This is a genomic window from Nitrospiraceae bacterium (assembly GCA_020632595.1).
Taxonomy (GTDB): Bacteria; Nitrospirota; Nitrospiria; order Nitrospirales; family UBA8639; genus Nitrospira_E.
In genome coordinates, this window is record JACKFF010000026.1 from 1 (window position 1) to 20995 (window position 20995).

The 20995-nt window shown below is 49.7% G+C and carries 16 protein-coding genes; 11 read left to right on the forward strand and 5 right to left on the reverse strand.

The genetic code is table 11. The features are described 5' to 3' along the window. The first annotated feature begins 159 nt into the window (after positions 1-159). The 7 genes from H6750_20925 to H6750_20955 all read left to right on the forward strand — a co-directional run bounded on the left by H6750_20925 (position 160) and on the right by H6750_20955 (position 9767). Positions 160-1332: an ISL3 family transposase gene (locus tag H6750_20925; protein MCB9776777.1), complete on the forward strand. Its 1173-nt coding sequence runs from the start codon at positions 160-162 to the stop codon at positions 1330-1332. A gap of 108 nt (positions 1333-1440) precedes the next feature. Further along, positions 1441-2607, forward strand: a complete 1167-nt coding sequence (locus H6750_20930; GenBank protein MCB9776778.1) for a mechanosensitive ion channel family protein — start codon at positions 1441-1443, stop codon at positions 2605-2607. 746 nt (positions 2608-3353) lie between these two features. Then, the gene (locus H6750_20935; protein ID MCB9776779.1) at positions 3354-3785 is read left to right on the forward strand and encodes a response regulator; all 432 of its coding nucleotides are present in this window, start codon (positions 3354-3356) and stop codon (positions 3783-3785) included. A gap of 208 nt (positions 3786-3993) precedes the next feature. Next, positions 3994-5055, forward strand: coding sequence for a GHKL domain-containing protein (locus H6750_20940; GenBank protein MCB9776780.1), 1062 nt, complete (start codon positions 3994-3996; stop codon positions 5053-5055). Continuing rightward, the gene (locus tag H6750_20945; GenBank protein MCB9776781.1) at positions 5042-7516 is read left to right on the forward strand and encodes a HAMP domain-containing protein; all 2475 of its coding nucleotides are present in this window, start codon (positions 5042-5044) and stop codon (positions 7514-7516) included. The genes H6750_20940 and H6750_20945 overlap by 14 nt, the downstream gene beginning before the upstream one ends. Continuing rightward, positions 7513-8115: a DUF3365 domain-containing protein gene (locus H6750_20950; GenBank protein ID MCB9776782.1), complete on the forward strand. Its 603-nt coding sequence runs from the start codon at positions 7513-7515 to the stop codon at positions 8113-8115. Before H6750_20945 ends, H6750_20950 begins: the two co-directional genes overlap by 4 nt. 110 nt (positions 8116-8225) lie before the next feature. After that, on the forward strand, positions 8226-9767 hold the full coding sequence (locus tag H6750_20955; protein ID MCB9776783.1) for a M28 family peptidase: 1542 nt from the start codon (positions 8226-8228) through the stop codon (positions 9765-9767). 177 nt (positions 9768-9944) lie between these two features. On the opposite strand, the gene H6750_20960 is transcribed toward H6750_20955, so the two are convergent. Together H6750_20960 and H6750_20965 are read right to left on the reverse strand one after the other, a co-directional pair. Further along, complete coding sequence (locus H6750_20960; GenBank protein MCB9776784.1) at positions 9945-10583, reverse strand: polyisoprenoid-binding protein; 639 nt, start codon at positions 10581-10583, stop codon at positions 9945-9947. 112 nt (positions 10584-10695) lie between these two features. Next, positions 10696-11412: a DsbA family protein gene (locus tag H6750_20965; GenBank protein ID MCB9776785.1), complete on the reverse strand. Its 717-nt coding sequence runs from the start codon at positions 11410-11412 to the stop codon at positions 10696-10698. 261 nt (positions 11413-11673) lie between these two features. On the opposite strand from H6750_20965, the gene H6750_20970 reads away from it, so the two are divergent. The 3 genes from H6750_20970 (at position 11674) to H6750_20980 (ending at position 15452) form a co-directional block, all read left to right on the forward strand. After that, complete coding sequence (locus H6750_20970) at positions 11674-13611, forward strand: sigma 54-interacting transcriptional regulator (GenBank protein MCB9776786.1); 1938 nt, start codon at positions 11674-11676, stop codon at positions 13609-13611. A 415-nt stretch (positions 13612-14026) separates the two neighbouring features. Beyond that, positions 14027-14599 (forward strand): OsmC family protein, encoded by a 573-nt coding sequence (locus H6750_20975; protein ID MCB9776787.1) that lies wholly within the window; start codon positions 14027-14029, stop codon positions 14597-14599. A 79-nt stretch (positions 14600-14678) separates the two neighbouring features. After that, positions 14679-15452 (forward strand): isoprenylcysteine carboxylmethyltransferase family protein, encoded by a 774-nt coding sequence (locus tag H6750_20980; protein MCB9776788.1) that lies wholly within the window; start codon positions 14679-14681, stop codon positions 15450-15452. Between the two features lie 331 nt (positions 15453-15783). On the opposite strand, the gene H6750_20985 is transcribed toward H6750_20980, so the two are convergent. Beyond that, the gene (locus tag H6750_20985; protein ID MCB9776789.1) at positions 15784-16110 is read right to left on the reverse strand and encodes a cupin domain-containing protein; all 327 of its coding nucleotides are present in this window, start codon (positions 16108-16110) and stop codon (positions 15784-15786) included. Positions 16111-16466: 356 nt separating this feature from the next. Continuing rightward, positions 16467-17411, reverse strand: coding sequence for an OmpA family protein (locus H6750_20990; protein MCB9776790.1), 945 nt, complete (start codon positions 17409-17411; stop codon positions 16467-16469). A 1387-nt stretch (positions 17412-18798) separates the two neighbouring features. On the opposite strand from H6750_20990, the gene H6750_20995 reads away from it, so the two are divergent. After that, positions 18799-19272, forward strand: coding sequence for a response regulator (locus tag H6750_20995; protein ID MCB9776791.1), 474 nt, complete (start codon positions 18799-18801; stop codon positions 19270-19272). A gap of 461 nt (positions 19273-19733) precedes the next feature. On the opposite strand, the gene H6750_21000 is transcribed toward H6750_20995, so the two are convergent. Then, positions 19734-20995, reverse strand: a 1262-nt coding sequence (locus tag H6750_21000) for an IS4 family transposase (protein MCB9776792.1), incomplete at its 5' end; no start/stop codon positions are given.

The window sequence follows — 20995 nt, forward strand, 5'->3', positions numbered from 1 at the left end:
GGGTCTTCTCCCAAACGAGTGGGTAAAAGTTAGACCGTAGCGGCTGGGAAAGGCGAGTAGGGCAAGGGGATACAGTGTTTTAAACACGAGAAAAATCTGTCATGATCACCGGATGTCAACGAGCAAGAGCCTGCTGGACACATACCGTTTCCCTGGGTTTTGTCCAAGAGCCACGATCAAGGGAATATTCGGCGATCCGCAGGCCCGGATTATTCGGCTGGGGCGGCGTCAAAAAAAACCGCGTGTGGATGTTGTGGGACCCTCCATCGGAGTTTCTACGATCGCAGGGTCCGGCACATTCGGGACCTGTCCTGTGGGGAGCTGCGCATCTACCTGGAAGTGGAGGTCCGCCGGGTTCGATGTCGCCGGTGTGGCAAGGTGAAGCAGGAAACGTTTCCCTGGCTGGCGACCAACCCGTTTTACACGAAGCGATTTGCCTGGTATGTGGGGCGCCGCTGTCGGGAAACGGCCGTCAAGGACGTGGCCAGGGAGCTCAAGCTCGATTGGAAGACCGTGAAGAGCTTGGAGAAGGAGTATATGCAGGAGCAGCTCCGGCGCACAGGGACGCCGGGCCCCAAGGCCATTGGCATTGACGAGCTCTCCATCAAAAAGGGGCAGACCTACCGGATTGTGGTCAGCGATCTGGTGAGGCGGCGGCCGATCTGGTTCGGAGGCGTCGATCGCTCCGAAGAGAGCCTGGATCGGTTCTACGAGGGGTTGGAAGCCAAGAAAGTGGCTGGCATTCAGTTGGCGGTGATGGATATGTGGCGGGCCTTCGAGAGTTCGACCGTGAAGCATGCGCCTCAGGCCGCGATCTTGTATGACAAATTTCACGTGATGCGGCATCTCGGTCAGGCGCTCGATACGGTGCGCAAACAGGAATACAAGCGGCTGACGGAGAGGGACCGGTCGTTTATCAAGGGGCAAAAGTATACCCTCCTGTCACGAAAGGAGAATCTGACCCTTGAGGGACGACAGGCGCTGAAAAAGCTCCTCGATGCGAACAAGCGACTCCACACGGCCTATGTGCTGAAGGAATCCTTCGGCCAGTTATGGGAGTACCAGACCGAAGGCTGGGCGCGGAGGTTTTTCGAGAACTGGAAAGCCGCATTGAAGAGGCAGCGCCTGAAACCCTTCGAAGACTTTGCGGAGATGATCGAGCGGCACTGGGATGGGATTGCCGCCTATGCCAAGGCTGAGAATAAAGTTTCGCTTGGGTTCGTGGAGGGACTCAACAATAAGATCCGGGTGATTCAACGCCGGGCGTATGGGTTACGCGATGAGGAGTATCTCCGCCTGAAAGTCTTGACCTGTATGCTCAAGCCCATCTGAAAAACAACCCAAAATCACCCACTCACTTTGGAGAAGAGCCCTAATTAATATATACCTTCAACCAACCCCCTCTTCAATCCTTTCATTGAGGTCAGGCACCTTCGATTGATGCTTCAAGATTTTTGGCAAGAAATTCTTACGGTCTGGCAGATCGGCGTTTTACATACCACCCTGGGTGATATCTTTCTTGCCTTAGGCGTGTTTTTGGTATTCTTGTTTGTCCGCCGCATTTTCTTCCGTTTTTTTTCCCGTCTTTTGCGACGGTTGACCGGACGAACCAAAACGGACATAGATGATCGGATCCTGGAAGCGATTGAACGCCCCCTTGAATTCACGTTTGTCATTATTGGTCTGTACATTTCCGGGCAGGTCATTTCCTTGTCTCCCGCGTTGGGTGCGATCTTTGGACAAATCATCCGGTCCTTGATTGCTTTCACGATCTTCTGGGCTATTTTTCGAATACTGGATCCGCTGTCAATCCTACTGGATCGATCCATCACGCTCTTCGGCAGCCAAAGCATGCACGAAACCGTTAAGGGGTTTTTTCTCAAGGTCGCAAAGTTCGTGGTGGTCTGCTTAGGCATTGCCGCGGTGTTTCAGGAATGGGGATTCAATGTCGCGGCGGTCCTCGGTAGCTTGGGACTGGTCGGCATGGCGGTCGCCCTCGGCGCCCAGGATTTCATTAAGAATATGTTTGCGGGGTTCACGATATTTTTGGACCGGGTCTTTGAAAAAGGCAATTGGATCAAAACGCCTGACGTGGAAGGCACAGTGGAGGAAATTGGATTTCGTGCGACAAAAGTCCGTCAATTTGACAAAGCCCTGGTCACACTGCCCAATTCCAAATTGGCCAATGAAGCGTTAATCAATTACTCCCGCATGACGAACCGGAGAATTTATTGGAAAATCGGGATCGAGTATCGTTCGACTCACGATCAAATACGGAATATTATCCAAGCCACTTCGGCCTACATTTACGAATGTGGAGACTTTGAAACCAATCCGGAACAGACCAAAACATTTATTTTCCTGGATTCATTCGGTAACTCAAGTATTGACATTATGCTGTATTGTTTTACGAAGACTATTGTATGGGGTGAGTGGTTGGAAGCCAAAGAACGCTTGGCTTACAAAATCAAGGAAATCGTCGAGGGCGAGAAAGCCAGTTTCGCGTTTCCATCGAGTTCCATTTATGTCGAAAGTCTGCCATTCGGCACACCAGAATCTTTCATGCCACCCCTCTCCCGGTCGCCTTCTTCTCCATCGCCAACATAGTTTCCGTGTTTCTGTAGGTGGGCATAGCAAGCCCAGCAAGCAAAGAATTCTGTTTCCTCAAGGAAAACCGCTGCCTGCATTCCAGAGAATGTGTAAATGCCATCGAAGACCTCCTTCCTGACTCCCTTCCACGCCATATGCCTCATGTGGTCCATTTTCCCTCCTGTTCGCAGAACTACATGATATCGGCTCATCTATATTAGGCCCCAAATCAATTCCATCCCTTTCCTAAATTCCTTCCCTATTCGAGCAGTTCGTTGGACGTATGAAAAGATTTTCCCCAAATTGCCCGCAGAGCTATTAAACTCCATAAACTTTCAGTAACATTAATCGTTCCCTCTCTGGCTCCCCATATTGGCATAGCTGCCAAACTTGGATCTGACCCTCGAAGCCATGAGATAAAATGATGGATTCCAGTCCTGGATCGGAAACGCCACCCCATTGCGACCCTTTTATTAAAATGCTGACGGAGCCTGGTTGGAGAAACCGAAATGGACAGAAGGGAGGAAAACAGGACTATTCCCGTATAGGCTTCAGGAACAATATTGGCCACGCCCAGGCGATTTACCCTATATCCGCCTTTGTCATTTCCAATATACCCAGGATTAAGGGCAAATTAACCCTTTCTCTTATTGGTTGATTACGATAATATTGTGCCTTCAGAAGTGATAAGAACTTTTTTCTTTTCCCTCTGACCAATTGAAAATCTAATCAGGCCACTCACCTAACAACAAAGGAGAAGAGTAATGGCAGAAACAACGGCAGCAATGTTTGGAGGACACAAAACCAACGGCCTGGTTCTCGTCGTGGACGATGAGCCTGATGTCCGAAAAGTAGTACGAATGACACTCGAAAAGGCCGGATATGATGTCATTGAGGCGGAGGATGGGGAAAAGGCTATCGAAGCAATCCATCAAGGTGAAAACCCTTTAATGTTGGACGTTGTTATTTCCGATATTCGCATGCCAAAAATCAACGGCGTGGAAGCCATTAACTATTTTCAACAACAATGGCCACGTGTTCCCCTCATTGTGCTGACGGGATTTCCGGACATGGAAATGGCCACCGGATTTCTCAATAAGGGGATTGTGGATTATCTGGTCAAACCGGTTGAAAAGGAAAAATTACTTAAATCCGTGGCCACCGCCATGGAAAAACGAGATCTCAATCGCCTGTAATCTGACGGGACTAACTTTTCAGATTTCGAGTTTCTTCTCGCGGGAGAATCGTTCCCCATGAAGAAGACTATGGTATATCAAGTAAAGCCCTATCCTCAGGATAGGGCTTTCTACCATATGAACGTTAAGACATGGAGAAATACCGCATGCTCCCCGTTTGACCTTAGCCTTTCCTCATCCTCCACTCCAACCATCATGGAGGGATTCCATGGCGACCGTTGAACCTCCCATTACCATTGCCATTCTCGGGGCCGGCAAGGGAGGAACGGCGATGTTGGAATCCTTTCTCAATTTACCCCATATCCGTCTACTGGGCATTGCCGACACAAATCCCCATGCGTTGGGTTTTCAACTTGCCCGACTTCACAATATCCCTACTGTCTCTCATCCTCTGAAGCTTATTCAGGAAGACCAGGTGAATTTGATCATTGACGTGACCGGGGATCCCATTCTTCCTTCATACATTACGGAGCACAAACACAGCGGGGCTGAAGTGCTTGGAGGGACCGCCGCCAAAGTTCTCTCAGAGTTGATCCAACATCAAAGATTTATTCAAACACAACTGTTTCAATCGGAAAAATTAGCCAGCATGGGAACCTTTGCCTCGGGAATTGCCCATGACATTAATAACCCGCTGTATGTCATTTTGGCGATGGCCGAAGAAATTCAAGAGGAAACCAATCTTGATCGCATTCGACTCCATGCCGCCAGCATCCATGAAGCGGCACAACGCATTCAAGCCATTTCACGAAATATCACTGATTATGTTCGCACATCCAGCCATCAAGAACTCGAAAGAATCGACCTCCATGCCAGACTGGATGAAGCCTTAAGCATTTCCAGATTTGCAACAAAATTCCGAGAAATTACGGTTCAGAAACATTACCAAAACGGCTTGACCGTCCAGGCTAAACCGGAAGAAATCCTCCAGGTTTTCATCAACCTTATCACCAACGCTATTCATGCCATGGAAGAGAAAGGCAGCCTCACCATCACCACCTCACACAGCAACGGAACCGTACAAATTGCGATCAGCGATACCGGCTGTGGCATTTCCCCGGAACACCTCCAAAAGATTTTCAATCCCTTCTTCTCAACGAAACCGAAAGGCCAGGGGACCGGCCTCGGACTCTATAACGTCAAAACCATTGTCAAAAAATATCATGGGGATCTTCAAGTCGAAAGCGAATTAGGGAAAGGCACCACGTTCCGATTGTCTTTCCCGGCCATTCCTCCTGTAGAAGGTACGGTGTCCGGTGGACAACCCTGAACCCAAACCCGCCAAAAGAAAAAAAGGACTGACCCAAAAACTGGTTCTGTCCATGCTGTTGGTCGGCGCACTCCCCTTGATCATTGGACTTCTGCTGGCTTTCTACCAGGGCACACAGGAAATTCGCGAGGTCAATGGATCCAGCTTTGAAGCTCTCGCAACAGAGACGGCCAGAAAGCTTGATCTGGTCATGGCAGATGAACTGGCCCGCACGTCCTTACTGACAACCGATGTGAAAATCATTGCACGCCTGGAAGACATCCGCGATGCCCTCAGTGAGCTGAGTCCCCAAGAGCTGGCTCGCACCCTCACGCAGGAACAAGAAGCCTGGAACGCCAAGGATGCCGACATGCTTCAACGAATTCTGAAAGGACCATTTGCCGAGATCCTGCAATCACATGTGGGGGGAACCTTTATGGACCCGGGCCATCCCATTCCGCTGATTACCCGATCTGCCACACGTGGCTTATTTATCACCGATCGTGCAGGACGGGTTGCTGCGAGCCTGGATTCCGAGATTCCCTACCTTCACCGGGAAGAGGTATGGTGGCAAGGTGCCTTCCACAATGGAGTCGGTCAACCGTATATAGGCCAGGTAGCGTTTGATTCACGATTGGGAGTCTATACCTTTACTCTTGCGCTCCCCATCATGGATAGCTTGCGGTATGAAGCCATCGGCGTCCTGCACCGGATTTATGACGCCAAGGAGTTCTTTGCCCCTTCCATCGATATTATTCGATTTGGCAAAACCGGTCATGTCATGCTCATTGACAGCCGTGGCGTCGTTTTGAGCTGCCCGATCCTTCCCACGGGCACCTCAATTACCGACACCCGCCTTATTCCTCTCGTCACCCCCCTTAAGGCGGGATGGACTCCAGCCCCAAGCGATGGACATGGGGGCACTGCAGCCTCCATCATTGGATTCGCCCCCCTGAGTAATACCAATCAGATCACCAAATTCTCCACAGGCCAGACCTGGCATATGTTTGTCTGGCAGTCATCCGAGGAGGTCTTTGCCCCCATAGAGCATTTTTTCAAATGGACGGCCGCTTTTGGATTACTGGGAGTGGCACTGCTCGTCACATTGGGATATATCGCCGCCAATCGAATTGCCGCACCCATTCGTCGCCTTCAGGAAGCGGCCCGGCAAATCGGCAGAGGGGAATATCGTGAGCCCCTAACATTGTCCACCGGCGATGAAATTGAGGAATTAGCTGATGAAGTCAATCGGATGAACCAACAGCTGGCATCACAGTTCGCCGGATTGGAAAGCCAGGTTGAGTTGAAGACCCAGGAAGTGAAATACCTTGAAGAGTCGACCATTAAAATTCTCGATAATGTGCCTGACCCGGTCCTCATGATTGGCCCGGACGAACACATCGAATATGTCAATAAGGCCTCGAAGGAAGCCTTTGCCATCACGAACGGCGAGATCATCGGCACGCCACTATTCCAAATTTTCTCCTCCTTGGATCCTGCGACACGAGACCGCCTGAAACAGGAAATGCACGCGGTCCAGGTTATGGAACCTCTATCTTCAGACAATACGAAAGCCCAGCCGTCCAACACCTCGTTACAAGATCCCCTGGTTCCCATGAACTGGGCTCAATCAGGCACCAATCGGCAGGAAATTCGGGTCAATCAGCGAACGTTCCGGTACCGGTGGTTTGGTGTCCAGGCCCGCCCAGGAAGGGAGCCAAGTGCCGGATTGGTATTACGAGATACGACGGAAGAAAGTATCCTTCAGGACCGTGTCATCCAAGGGGAAAAGCTTGCCAGCTTAGGCGTTCTCAGTGCCGGGATTGGACATGAACTCAATAATCCTTTAGTCGGAGTTATTGGATTAGGTGAAGCGATACAAGAGGAGACCAATCCCGAACAAATCAAAGAATATGCCAGGGGCATTGTTCAACATGGAAAACGTATGGCTTCCGTCGTTCGGGACTTTACCGGTCAATCCGGAAAAAATTTGACTGAAGGGCAAACGCTCATTAACCTCAATGAACTGTTGGAACAATCTTTGACTACGGTCAAGGGTCTCTTTCCATCAGTCCGGATTGAAATAGAGACTCACCTTGGTCCCATTCCTTCCATTCAGGGAAAGGTATTAGAACTTGGACAGGCCTTTACCAACATCATCACTAATGCTTTTCAAGCCATGAAAGAAGGGGGGAAACTTGTTATTTCAACAGAAGCGTCTGGGCACGATCTGGAAATCCGCATAAAAGACACGGGGCGCGGCATCGCCCCAACTCATCTGCCCAGAGTCTTTGACCCTTTTTTTACCACGAGGGGGCAGGGAGAAGGATCGGGTCTTGGACTGACCGTGGCCTATCGAATTATCAATAAACTAGGCGGACACATTCGAATCGAAAGTGAAGAAAGCCGGGGGACGACCTGCTTGATTACCTTACCCGTTTCGAATGCCCACCCGGCGAAGGAAAGGAGTTCGACGTCATGACAAGCCTTCGAGGTAGTAGGACCGGCTTATCTCTGGTTGTGCTTGCCACTCTCCTCATTGGAATAGGTGTTTCTTCATCTCTTCAAGCAGGTGATTCCAACGCCATGAAAAATCTATCACCGGAGAAAGTTGCAGACTTCATTCATGCCATCGTTGAGGCCGACCGTCACGTCTACACAACGCATATCGTGAAAAGAATGCAGGAGCAAGGCGTCGTCATGGCCCGAGAAGATTGGGAAAACAAAAATGCCATTCCCCTTCCCGCGCAGTTTCTCCATATTTCCAGTAAATTGGTCGCGGAATCAGGACACGGCATTCGATTCCGTTTGATTAGTCTATGGCCAATCTATCGGAGGAATGGGCCTGCAACAGATTTTGAACGGAAGGCCTTGGAGCAACTTTCGCTCAACTCCGACACACCTCAACGTGGAATTGTGTCCACTGGAAAAAAGCGATTATTTCAAGCCATATATGCCGATACGGCAATTAACGATACCTGCACCACATGTCATAATGCTCACCCCTTAAGCCCCAAACGTGACTTCAAAAAGGGCGACCTCATGGGGGCCATTGTCATCACCATTCCTCTGGAGGACTAACGCCCGGCACAGATTCCGCCACAGGCTCCATTTTTCACACATTCGATAGACCCTTCCCCTGTTACACGTATTTTTTCAATCTCCGTTTTGACAAGGAATAGGTAGGAAACTTGGTACGACTTCCCATAGTTCAATTTTTGATAGGACTTGCCCTCACAACTCCTGTTTTGGGCTTTGACTATCAGCCCTCCTCTTCTTCATCCATACCCCTGGATATTGGAAATATCATCAAGGACATTCGCGAACTGAGTCGTCCATCATATCAAGGTCGGCAGGCCGGCACGGATGGTAGCTTGCAATCGGCCGACTATCTGGTTGATCGATTCCGATCTCTCGGCTTGCAACCGGCCAACCACCTTTCAAAACACGAACAGGATTTTCATTGGTTACAACAACGATTCATGACGGCAATTCAATTGCTGGAGCCATCGACCATCACCCTTTCCCTTATTGGCGCGAATCAAACGTCAATGACGATGTCGCTTGTCCCAGGTCAAGCGTTTCTTCCCATTTTGGATTCTCCTTCCACCAGAACCACAGCCAGAGTCGTCTTTGTGGGATACGGCATTGTCGACCCTGCCCGCGGAATAGATGAGTATCAGGGAATGAATGTCGACAATCGCATCGTCCTATTTCTCCGGGGAAAACCCCCATCCTACACGGGGTGGATCACGCATGAAGAAAAAGCGGCCATCGCCAAAGATAGAGGCGCGGTAGGCTATTTAACGGCAACCGGTCCACTACTTGGCCGTTATGAAGCCCGCAAAGGTCTGGGGCAGGGTCCTTTAGCCATCTATGGAGACACACTTGATAACCGTCCCATCCCTGGGGCATGGATACATGGGAAACTTCTTGATCAGGCCTTGAATGCAGCCAATGATTCGCTCGAAGCCCTGCAACAGGCTGCTAATGATATCGGGACATTTCGTAGCAGACCCCTTCCGCTTCTGGTCCAATTCCATTGGGAAATCCGCAGTCAGCCCGGAACCCTAACCAATGTCATCGCCATGTTACCCGGTCGTGATCAGGAGCTACGCAAGGAACTCATTCTCATCGGTGCCCATCGCGACCATTTTGGCCAACAAGCCGGCTTGCTTTTTCCTGGAGCCGATGACAATGCATCCGGAACATCAGTGATGTTGGAACTGACCAGAATGCTCTCCCAAAGCGCTACCTCACCGAAACGGACCGTGCTCTTCGTGTCATTTGACGGGGAAGAACGTGGCCTACTGGGCTCGAAGCACTATGTCAGCCACCCCGCCTTTCCATTGGATCGAACGGTCGCCATGATCAATCTTGATCATCTGGGAGCGGGGGATGGGAAACTGACGGTTGGAATTACTCGAATGGATAAGATGCTGGCTCAGCAGGCAGCCGACCGGGCGGGATTAGACGACAATATTCAAATGTATGGTTATTTCCCCGGTGGCGACCATGTCCCATTTTTTGAAGCCGGGGTGCCGACCGTGACAGTTGTCAGCAGCGGCAGGCACCCCCATTTTCATCAACCATCTGATTCCCTGCAGTCCATTCAACCCGAAAATTTGTCCATCGCTACCAAATTCCTCTTCTCACTGATTACCCTGTTAGCTGACAAGCCTCAAGGAGCCTGTCATCCTCAGCTTACCCCGAAGGATTTGTGTCCAGGGTGAAGGTATCTGGAATTTGTTAAATTCTTTGAAGGAAATGTTCTGAGCTTGCCAATTGGCTTACCATACAATATGGCGGCACCGAACCTTCTTTCTCCTCCATTCCTTCACTGCTCAGATTTCCTCGTGAATTCTCACAGGGAACATGCAGATTGTTACCATCAATTCCCCCCGATCACGTTATTCTTTTTCTTGTTTCACTTTTTCGACTGTCTTTTCTTTAATTACTTCAATTTCCAGAATGATTTTGACCTCATCACCCACGAGCATTCCGCCACTATCCAATAATTTGCTGAATTTCATGCCGAAATCTTTTCTGTTCAGCGTTCCGGAAGCGCTGAAGCCAGCCCGTGTATTGCCCCAAGGATCCTGAGAGACCCCATTAAACGTTCCGACTAATGTAATCTCTTTAGTGACTCCCAACAAAGTCAAATCTCCAACAGCGGTGTAGTCGTCTCCGGTTTTCTTATAACTTTTCATGGTATAGGCCATGGTCGGAAACTTTTGAACGTCAAAAAAATCCGGACTTCGTAAATGCTCATCCCGTTTCTGATGATCAGTCGTGACCGAGGCGGTCTGGATGACCGCTTCAATGGTTTTAAATTCCTTCTCCTCTGCGTCCATCTCCACAGTTCCTGAATACTCTGTAAACCTGCCGTTGGTTTTGGACACCACCATATGGGCAACTTGAAATCCAACCCTGGAATGATCATGATCCAGTTTCCATTTTGCCATTTCTGCAACCGAAGCGGTGACAAACCCAAAACCAACAATCAGAACCGTTCCAATTCCAAAACACACTTTGGAAACATTCCGCATCACATAACCTCCTGTGAAAATTGAAGACATACTGGATGACTGGTCTTCGTTCATGAATAAACAACAGCACATGATCTACGGATCAACTATCATCCAGCGCTCAACGAATAATTTACCCGACCGGCGAATTGCTGTTGCCGGAAGCCGGATCATCCAGCCATTCGTCAATGAGTGGAACTATCACCCTCGCAGGTTGATACCCCTGCGTCAATCTGATGTGGACATTACCATTTTGACCAAGCAGCGCCGGGAAACCACTCACTCCCAATTGGCGAGCCCGATCAAATTCCTGCCAGACCGATTGTTTCGTCGCAGAATCATGAAACCCTTCCAGAAACCGGTCCTGTTCAATACCTTGCGTACCGGCAAGATCCGCCAAAATCTCCGGATGCGTGACAGCCTTGTTCTTCACGTAAAATGCTTCCTGAACAGCATGTAAAAACACAAATTCCTTATCCGGAGCCAATTGCCGAATTACTATCATCGCCCGTGATGGCGGTTCAGTGTCATACATGAACGAAGGCTCAGGATGGAAATTGAAATTAAATGGCTGACCGGTTCGTTCATGGACCGCATGCCAATGGCTGAGAATATAGGCACGCCGTCGCTCATCAAATCGTTCAGTATTGCCGGGGCGCAACCCACCCAACAATACCTCGATCGTCATCCGATCTCCATATCGCCGAACGATCTCAGCAATGACTGGTGAAAATCCCCAGCACCACGAACACATGGGATCAACAACATAGATAAGCGATTTCACCATCATATTTACCACCTGGCTCCCTCGGTGGGCTCCCTCGGTGACCTGCCCAGACATACCCAACAAGTGAATATCCTTGAATGAAATCAAGATACTTTACCACACCGGAGGTTTGAAACTTATTAATTTTCCATCAAAGGTTTTTTAAAATTCATGCAGCTTCCTGTGGCTCTGAAACAACACAGGGGAACTCCCTTCCCTTCCGAACCTCATCAACCGCTGCACATTTGCATCCTGTAAAATCCAGCATCCCCGAACATTTAATAACCCAATCTTTACACCTTAAAAACAAATGGATCATAATAAGATTCTTATCTGGGAGACGCTATGGCAGGGTCCCGTCACGATTTATTAACGAACCTCAACGAAGAGCCTGCACTCCGAACTATCCTGGAGGGGACCGCCACGGTCACGGGGGAACGATTTTTTGAAGCCTTGGTGGAGAACCTGGCCAAAGCCCTGCACACCCACGCCGCCTGGGTCACGGAATATTTTCCGGAATCCCGCCGTTTGAAAGCCCTGGCCTTTTATTTGAATGGATCTTTTCTTAAAGATTGGGCCATGGACCTTGCCGGCACGCCGTGTGAGCATGTTATCGACCAGGCCCGTCTCATCCATTTTCCGGACAACCTCTTGAATCTCTTTCCCATTGATCCGGATATCGCAGGGCTCAAGGCCGCCAGTTATATAGGACTCCCGCTTACCGATACAGCCGGAAAAATTCTCGGACATCTCGCGGTCATGGATACCCGCCCGATGCCGGCTGAATCTCGCATAGAGGCCATTATTCGGATTTTTGCTGCACGGGCAGCATCAGAACTTCAGCGGCTCCAAGCGGAGTCCGCCACACGGGAACGGGAACAGAAATTACGCCGGCTGGTGGACAGTGCCATGGATGCCATTATTGAATTGGATGAAGATCTTCGGGTCACCCGAATCAATCCGGCTGCCGAGAAAGTGTTTCAATGCGAGGCAATTCATCTCGTTGGAATGGATTTTTGTCTCTCCCTTGGCCCGAATGACCGGGAAAAATTATGGAGACTCATTCAGGATCTCCACACGAAACCTGCAGGTCGGCGCTCTCTCTGGATTCCCGGTAACCTCAAAGCCATACGAACAGACAGTACCGAATTTCCGGCAGAAGCCACCCTATCCCAATTTCAAATGGAGGGAAAAGTCTTTTACACCCTGATTCTTCGTAATGTGAATGAACGTCTGGAAGCGGAACAAAAGATTCGATCCCTGACGATTGAAACGGAATTTCTTAAAGAAGAATTACATGAACTGCAACATTTCGGCGAAATTCTTGGAAGCAGTCCCGCGTTGATGCGCGTCCTCCGGGACATCCAACAGGTCGCCGATACCGAAGCCACTGTGCTCATTTCCGGTGAAACCGGGACCGGTAAGGAGGTGATGGCTCGCGCCATTCATGCCAACAGCCGGCGTCGGAGTCACCCATTCATCAAAGTAAATTGCGCGGCCATTCCTGCGACCTTAATCGAAAGCGAATTTTTCGGACATGAGCAAGGTGCCTTTACCGGCGCCACGAAAAAGAGGGAAGGACGCTTTTCATTGGCTGACGGAGGGACCATTTTTCTGGATGAAATCGGTGAACTGCCCCTGGATCTTCAAGGCAAATTATTGCGCGTGCTTCAAGAGGGGGAATTCGATCCGGTCGGCAGTTCCCACACCAAAAAGGTAAATGTCCGCGTCCTGGCAGCCACAAATCGTGATTTACGGAAGGAGGTCCAAGACGGAAAATTTCGTGAAGATCTTTATTATCGATTGAATGTCTTTCCCATTCATCTTCCGCCTTTGCGGGAACGAGGAGAGGATGTGGTCCTCCTGGCCAACAACTTTGTTCAGCATTTTGCTCAACGAATGGGTCGGACGGTGGCCCCCCTATCCCCTGACGCACTCAGAGGCCTCACGGCATACCATTGGCCGGGAAATGTACGGGAATTGCAAAACGTCATTGAACGGGCTGTTATTACGGCCCAAAACGGTCAATTAAATCTTGACCGTGCCCTCCCTGATGTTGAAGAGAAGCTCTCCTCTTCTCCAGAAACTCTTACACCGGAGCCACCCACCTGCATTCGCACTTTTCAGGAACTTCAGAATTTGGAGCGGCAAAACATTTTGCTCGCCCTTGAACAAAGCGGCTGGAAAGTGTCCGGTGAACAAGGCGCGGCCAAACTGCTGGGCATGAATGCTTCAACCCTTGCGTCTCGCATGAAAGCATTAGGCATTACTCGCGCAAAATAATTTCTGCTCAATTTCTACCGTATTTTTTCAATCCTTCCCGATCCTCTTTCAGGATTTCTTCATTTCCAGGATACTATTGCATTTGCGATTTTTCGCAAATTCGTCTTATGAAATTTCGTAATTCGGAAAATTTCACGAACGAATTTCACCATCATCAAATTACAACTGATTGATTTTATTTATTTTTGTTTAGAATTTAAGCCTGGCACACCGCCTGCAAAATAGTTTTGGCATGGAAGACAGCACTTATCAAACAAGTTCTCAAGGAACCGGTAGGAACAATATGACGAGTCAGGATGAGCGAGATTCAAAGTCTCAAACACCCGCTGGAAAACGGAAATTTCAGGATATGTGCCGTCAGGCAGATCAACTCTTTTTTCACATGCTGTTTCACACCCAACAAGGAGGATGTGCCATGTCATCAGTCACCACCACACCAACAACCATCAATGGGGTCAACATCGAACAATTAGGGGCCAATATCAATGCCATTCAAGGCGAACCGGGCTTAGCCAAATTTCAGTTCCGGGCCACCAACACCTGGATCAATGGCGGTCACAATCGCACCACGATCAAGGAGTTTTACGGAGTGGGCAAAGAAGATACGACCCGAACCGAGCCGTTCGTGCTTGATGCCGATGAACCGCCTGTCTTGTTAGGAGAGGATCAGGGAGCTAACCCGGTGGAGTTTGTGTTGCATGCGCTGGCATCCTGCCTGACTACGTCGATGGTCTATCATGCGGCCGCCCGAGGTATCAAAATCGATTCAGTGGAATCCCGGCTAGAGGGGGATTTAGATCTTCGCGGGTTTCTAGGTTTATCGAAAGATGTTCGTCCGGGCTATCAAAATCTCCGGGTACATTTCAGCGTGAAAAGTGACGCGCCAGCCGAAACACTGCGAGAGTTGACGAAGCATTCACCAGTATTCGACATCGTGTCCAATCCGGTTCCAGTAGTCATTTCGGTGAATAAGGAAGAGACCAACTGAGGACTAATACCGCAGATCGCCTCAGGCCAAACCTGAGGCGGTCGGCCCTTGAGCAAACAAATTAAAAGGAGTCACGATCATGAAACGAATCACGTTCTTCATTTATGGCACTCTGTGCTACGTGTTCTTTCTGGGCATCTTTTTATATGCCGTGGGCTTTCTGGGTAACTTTGGTGTCCACAACACCATCGATGGTCAAGCCCAGGTTTCAGTCTGGCAGGCATTGACTATCAATACGCTCCTGTTGGGTCTTTTTGCCATCCAACATAGCGTGATGGCCCGGCAGGGCTTTAAACGGTGGTGGACGCAATATATTCCCAAACCCATTGAGCGCAGCACCTATGTGCTCTGCACCAACATTGCACTGGCTCTTCTGTTTTATGCCTGGCAACCCATGGGAGGCGAGATTTGGCACATTCAAGATACAATCGGGCGGGGCCTGCTCTATAGCCTTTTTGCGGCAGGTTGGGGATTGATCCTCATGGCCACTCTCCTCATCAATCATTTTGATTTGTTCGGCATGCGGCAGGTCTGGCTCTATTTGCGAAAACAGGAGTATACCCCATTACCATTCAAGACCCCCGCCCTGTATCAGCAGGTACGGCATCCTCTGTATGTCGGTTGGCTCTTGGTCTTCTGGGCTACCCCAACGATGACGGTTGCCCATCTTGTCTTTGCGATGACGACAACCATCTATATCCTAATGGCCATTCAATGGGAAGAAAGAGATTTGGTGACTTTCCATGGGGAAGCGTATAAAGACTATCAACAACGGGTACCCATGCTCATTCCCCGTTTTTTCAGAGGGAACCACATGGGTAAACCACAAGCCGCAAGGACATTGTCTGCATGAAAGCCTGAGGAACAAAACCCGCTGCGTGGCTTTGCCACGCAGCGGCGGCTTTATCTCATTGCCAGAGAAGGGAAGACACCAATGCGGACAGGTAAAACCGAAATTTTTCTAAATCTTTCCCAGGAAGCTAGCTGGATGAAAAAGTTTAGATGGTATGGAGTAACGTTTTTCTTGATCAAAGGAGCATTTTGGCTTATCACCCCTTTCATTATCTATGCCTTCAACTAAATCTCTCGAGCTTTTCCCAGACTGTCGGCCCATGAGCAAGTTAAGAAGTAAAATCCACGCAGACGAACGTATCCCACGATTGAGTTTGAACCCCAGCAAGGCATCATGGCTTCCAAAGCACTGCGAGCCAGATCGTGTCTTGTTGGGGGTCGGTCCATTCCACCCGATGTCTGGTATGCGCTGGAAGATGAAGGGCATCTCCAGGTCCAAGCATCCTTTCAGGTTGTCCTTCAATCTTGAGTGTCGCCTTTCCTGCCAGCACTACAACCCATTCATGCTCTGCCTGGTCATACCAGAAATCTGGTGGAGAGGACTGGCCCCGCGACACGATGCGTTCAATTCTTACAGAACGACTCCTCAAGACCTCACTCGTCAATTCGTGGTCAACATGTTCAGGAATATTGGCGAAGAGATTTTGAGATAGTTCCATTCTCTGCACTTTTCTTGACAAATCGGCCATATAAAATGTAGCTCACAGAAAGGTTTCGGCCTTATGGCATCCTCTTTCCTGGGCCCGGCCGACTGCCATAGGTTCATTGAGGCGAGCTCTGATCATTGGGAATAATCAGAACTCAGCCATCTTTGGGGGGAAAAACCGAAGGATGGATCAGCGGCTGAATACGAAGATGTAAAGGCCCACGGAGAAGAATCAGGAGCCTGCCGAAAATTTAAAATGGGGGACCATAAAAACGGACCAGACAGACTTTCCAAAAAGAATTGATTCCTCTGCTCTACATCCCAGACGCTCCCTCAAGGCACGTCTTTAGCCAAATTGACTTACAACCTTTACTGCACGACAAAATGACCACGTCGGTTTTCCTGCCAGCACTCTTCATTCTGATCGGTGCAAAACGGCTTCTCTTTTCCATAACTCACAACCTGCAGATTTTCACTGGGGACGCCCAAATCAACTAAATATTCCCTCACCGCATTTGCCCGTCGCTCGCCAAGCACCATATTATAACTTTCCGTGCCACGCTGATCACAATGTCCTTCGATCACAATCTTATTATTCGCCAAGCCGGAAGCCAGTGTTTGGGCATTTTTCTGCAGAACAGAGATCGCATCCGCCCGAATAGAAAATCGGTCATAATCGAAATAAATATCTCCCAACGATTTGAGCAAAGCTTCCGTCTTCTTTTCAATGACTTCAGGCACTCCTGAGGCTTGCTGAGCTGATGAGTCCATCTCAGGCTCCACCCGAGCGATCATTTGATCCGGGGGAGCCGCCTCTTCCCGAATTACCGGTCGTGCGGGCATTTCCGGTTCAAGCGCAATCGGCGGGATCCCAGCCACTTGTGAGTCTTGAGGAGATGCCTGGCCTGGCATGGTTGGTAAGATAGGAGACGGAGTAATAACGGGTTCAGCTACCAGGGGAGCTTCTAGAGGCGAAGAAACAGCAGGTTCAACAACTGTCGTTCGAGGAGTTGCAAAAATATCAGCTGGAGCCGCGGGACGAATAACCGGGCGGACAGGCTCTTCCACAGGAATGTCCATAGCGGCGATCCCATTTAACGCTTCAGCTTGCACGGGCGGCCGAACAACCGCCTCAGCAGGTGGTGTCTCAGGTTCGACTTTTACCGCTTGGGGCATAGCTGGAGGCTCAGTCACACTAATAACCGTCGTTTGTAGTTTGGAACTACACCCCCCCATTATCGCAATCAGGCATCCGCCCAATAGGCCAAATTTTCCTACTCTCCTTACATTCGAAAAAGACAATACTTCGATCATGTTTTACCTCCACCATTTCCTTTTCTTGACTGCCGATGCCTCAGCTACATCCCATTCGCAATTTGATTCCTCATGCCCTTCAAGAATTTCTCTTAGCAGGGCCTCTGTCTTTCCTCATGATAATCTTATTCCCAAACTTTATGCAGTCCCTTAGAATTGTGTCAAGAACTCAAATGTGGCATCCCTGAGCACCACTTTAGTCTCATTACAGAATGCCTTTTGGTAAATTCCAGGTCAAGCGTCGTCCGAACAAAACTACATGAAATCCCTGCGTAAAACAACCTTTCATCCTGATCTTGGCAAGTCCATTGGAGCAGGCCCTGCTATATCGAACATCTCTTTAGGTTGCATCACGATAGCATGGTGTCTCCCACAACTATGAAAACTTTTTTTGTTTATCCAGAATATCTATAGAGAACTCTGAGCCCCTTCCGTCAGGATATTTCAGAGAATCGAATTCACCAACTAATTGGCAACGTGAGACCGGAAGATTTTTGAGCTCTCTAAAGTTCTTCAGTGCCGCCGCAAAAGATGATTCCCCGGAGGCCAGCCTCTATCGAATCCTAAGTGCAACTTCGAAACAATACCCAAATCAATACGCCTCAGTTCATAATAAGGTTCCCTACACCATCATCCCCAATTTGAAATTATTTTGAACCCCATCAACCCTAATATAAGAACCGGCACTTTCCGTTTCACTCTCACGAATCACCTCTCGTCATGACTCATTCATCCATTTGGGAATTGTGGGTTATTTCTCATATTTTCCCATTTCAATATATGAGTGCCAGAACACCTCTATTCTATTTCCGGCTTTCGTAGTGAGCTCTTTCAAAGTTCAGGCAGCCTTATTAAATGATTCCATTTTGTCAGGCAATTGATGAATATGATTCATTGATGGATTAATTTAACGATCATAAAGTCCATGATTGATCTTTACCCTTAAGTCCCTGATACTTCTGAAGGAAGTTGACTCCGTCCTGTAGGGTTTCACCTGCATGACTTTCATCAAATCTTATACCAAGGCAATTCATAAACATATGAAATATTTCAACTTTTATGAAAATTTCCACCTGGAACACCCCTTGCATTTAAACCGCTTAAACATTGCAACTCACCAACTATTGGGGCCAGTAATTTTTTGAATATGCCGTTTCATTAACTAGCTCAACGATATGGAGCCAGACGTGGTATGGATGTCCTAAGTTGAAACATGGCAAGAATGGAATTGAGCGCCATTTTATGAGCCTCGGCGGAGGGACTGGTTTCAGGGGAACTACGATTTCGACCGCACCCGAAGTCTGGTCTCCTCATCAGCCACCTTCTCAAAAGTCCCTCCGCCATCTTTTGAGAGAAATCATTTCAACACCAATAATTGTAAGGCATCATGAAAATTTTAGGCGTGTATCAGCATTCACCAAAATCCGGCCCTCCCAAGGTTCCCATCAAAGACAGAATCCTGTTAGTTGATGATGATCGACATCATCGAACCTGCCTGAAAGAATTTCTAGAGCTTCGGGGGTATGTGTGTTCAGAAGCAGGAAATGGTGTGGAAGGGCTTGAAATTTTACAGAAAGAGTCCGTCTCCATCATCATTACCGACAACAATATGCCACAGATGGATGGACTTGATTTCATTGAACAAGTGAATCACAGATATTCCCAGGAAATTCTCTCCATTTTTCTCATCACTGCCGAATTATCCCACCTTGTCCGTCTTCGGGCATTTAAAAACGGGGTCAATCGGGTCTTTGAAAAGCCCTTGGATTTTCAGGAGCTCTGCAATGCCGTAGACTGGGTCACAAAATTTGACATCCATCAATCGACGACCAACAAATACTCCTCCGCCAGATACTTCTAAAATTCTTTTTCTTTCAGGATGGAGGGCCGCCACCTGAGTTTCTCCAGATTATTCAGGGAATTGCTCATAGAATTACAACATGACAGCTATTTTAAAATACCGTACACCTTTTGGAAGGACTGCTACACGACAACACCCGCTCAATCTTTTTATTCGTCACCGACTCACTGTTCACCTCCAAGAGACTTTTTGTCCAATGTGATTAGCTGACACCGGAAAAAAGTTGCGCATTATTTGAATTTCCATCCCTCTTCCCATCTCCTATCGGCAACTACCGATCGGCTCTAGGGACAGACGCTCTTACCTTTCAGAGGGCCTTGTTTGCCTTAACCCCGAATGTTGCCCCGCTCCTCCGTAGTTCGCCTCCGTCCCATCCGATAAAGCCGGATAAGGCGTCCCTGGTTTTAAGTCCTTTTGCCGAAACAAAAGGACCTCGGCTGCCGGGACGACACCCATAGCTGTTAAGCTAAGCCTTGGCCTTGCCCTCTGTAGAGTTGCGGATCGAAGCCCGCTTCGAGCATTTCCAGCGTGGGCATCCGTAAGCGTTGGCGATGTTTGCGGCAGTGCCGCAGCAGCGTGTCGAGCTCTTGAGACAGATAGCTCATGGCGTGCGCTCCCGACCCCATCATCAATTGCGCGAGCAGAAACGCGCGCTCCTGCAGCCGTTTGTAGAACTTCGCCAGGCTGATCTCTTGGCGTGCGGTATTCCACAGCGCGGTGTGGGCGCCGGCATGCAGGCGTTGCACCCACACCGCGGTAATCAATTTGCCGTAGAGCTCGCATCGCAGGCGATGGGCATTGCCGGTGGCGGACTGATGCACGCGCAGAATGGATTTGAATTGTTTGAACAGCAACTCGATCTGCCAGCGGAGCGTATACAAGGCCCGCACCATGTCCAGGGGCAGCCAGGGCTCCGGCGCATTCGTGATCAAGAGCGTCCAATCGCACAGAGCCACATGCCGGCGACTGCCGGTCCGGCCTTGCCGACGGGCGTGGGCCAACTGGGCGGTCACGCGCAGGCACACCAACCGACAGGCGCACGTTTGATTGGAACCCTGCTCCAGGCGCACCAGGCGTTCATCCATCGGCCCCGGTGCGGCCCGTAAGACCTGGCCGAGGTCAAGCGGCTCACCCGTCTGACCATCGTGCACCGTGGCGTCGAGAAACAAGCGCGTCAGAAAGAAGGCCCCTTTCGCCATGAGGGCGTTGCCGGTCGTCAGCTTGAAATAGCCCTGATCGAAGAGCACCAGGTCGGTCCTGTTGACCAGGGCAGGCAGATGGTCCGTGTAGCGATTATCCGGCACGGTGCCCGCGGTGTCCGCCAGAAAGGTCAGTTCGCCCTGCTTGTAGTCATACGCCGTTTGAAGTTTGCAGTTGGCGGTGGAGGCGTTGCCCCCTGAGCCGGGAAGGACGGCTCCCAGTTTCTCGCTGACATCCCAACTTGAGCTATCCACGAGCAGGACGCGGGCAAACGGGGGAAGCAGGTTCGTGCGGATCGGCACCGACTGTAGTTTGTGCTGGAGCACGGTGTGCAGACAAAGCCGGAGAAAAGCGGCGGCCGGGGCCGTAAAGCGCTGATGTAAGGCTTCTCGACTGATGCGCGAGGATAAGGCCGCCACCATCCCCCCCAGCGAGGGATGCGGCAGCCCCAGTTGGCCCAACGTCAGGAGGACAAGAAAGTCATAGGGTGTGAGCCGCCCGTGGCGTTGCTGAACCCCCGTCT

What these genes read in the sequence shown, in the direction of transcription:
- H6750_20975 (MCB9776787.1), top strand. Translation starts at nt 14,027, where the DNA reads ATGTCATCAGTCACCACCACACCAACAACCATCAATGGGGTCAACATC.
- H6750_20980 (MCB9776788.1), top strand. Translation starts at nt 14,679, where the DNA reads ATGAAACGAATCACGTTCTTCATTTATGGCACTCTGTGCTACGTGTTC.
- H6750_20935 (MCB9776779.1), top strand. Translation starts at nt 3,354, where the DNA reads ATGGCAGAAACAACGGCAGCAATGTTTGGAGGACACAAAACCAACGGC.
- H6750_20990 (MCB9776790.1), bottom strand. Translation starts at nt 17,411, where the DNA reads ATGATCGAAGTATTGTCTTTTTCGAATGTAAGGAGAGTAGGAAAATTT.
- H6750_20930 (MCB9776778.1), top strand. Translation starts at nt 1,441, where the DNA reads ATGCTTCAAGATTTTTGGCAAGAAATTCTTACGGTCTGGCAGATCGGC.
- H6750_20995 (MCB9776791.1), top strand. Translation starts at nt 18,799, where the DNA reads ATGAAAATTTTAGGCGTGTATCAGCATTCACCAAAATCCGGCCCTCCC.
- H6750_20950 (MCB9776782.1), top strand. Translation starts at nt 7,513, where the DNA reads ATGACAAGCCTTCGAGGTAGTAGGACCGGCTTATCTCTGGTTGTGCTT.
- H6750_20960 (MCB9776784.1), bottom strand. Translation starts at nt 10,583, where the DNA reads ATGCGGAATGTTTCCAAAGTGTGTTTTGGAATTGGAACGGTTCTGATT.
- H6750_20940 (MCB9776780.1), top strand. Translation starts at nt 3,994, where the DNA reads ATGGCGACCGTTGAACCTCCCATTACCATTGCCATTCTCGGGGCCGGC.
- H6750_20985 (MCB9776789.1), bottom strand. Translation starts at nt 16,110, where the DNA reads ATGGAACTATCTCAAAATCTCTTCGCCAATATTCCTGAACATGTTGAC.
- H6750_20970 (MCB9776786.1), top strand. Translation starts at nt 11,674, where the DNA reads ATGGCAGGGTCCCGTCACGATTTATTAACGAACCTCAACGAAGAGCCT.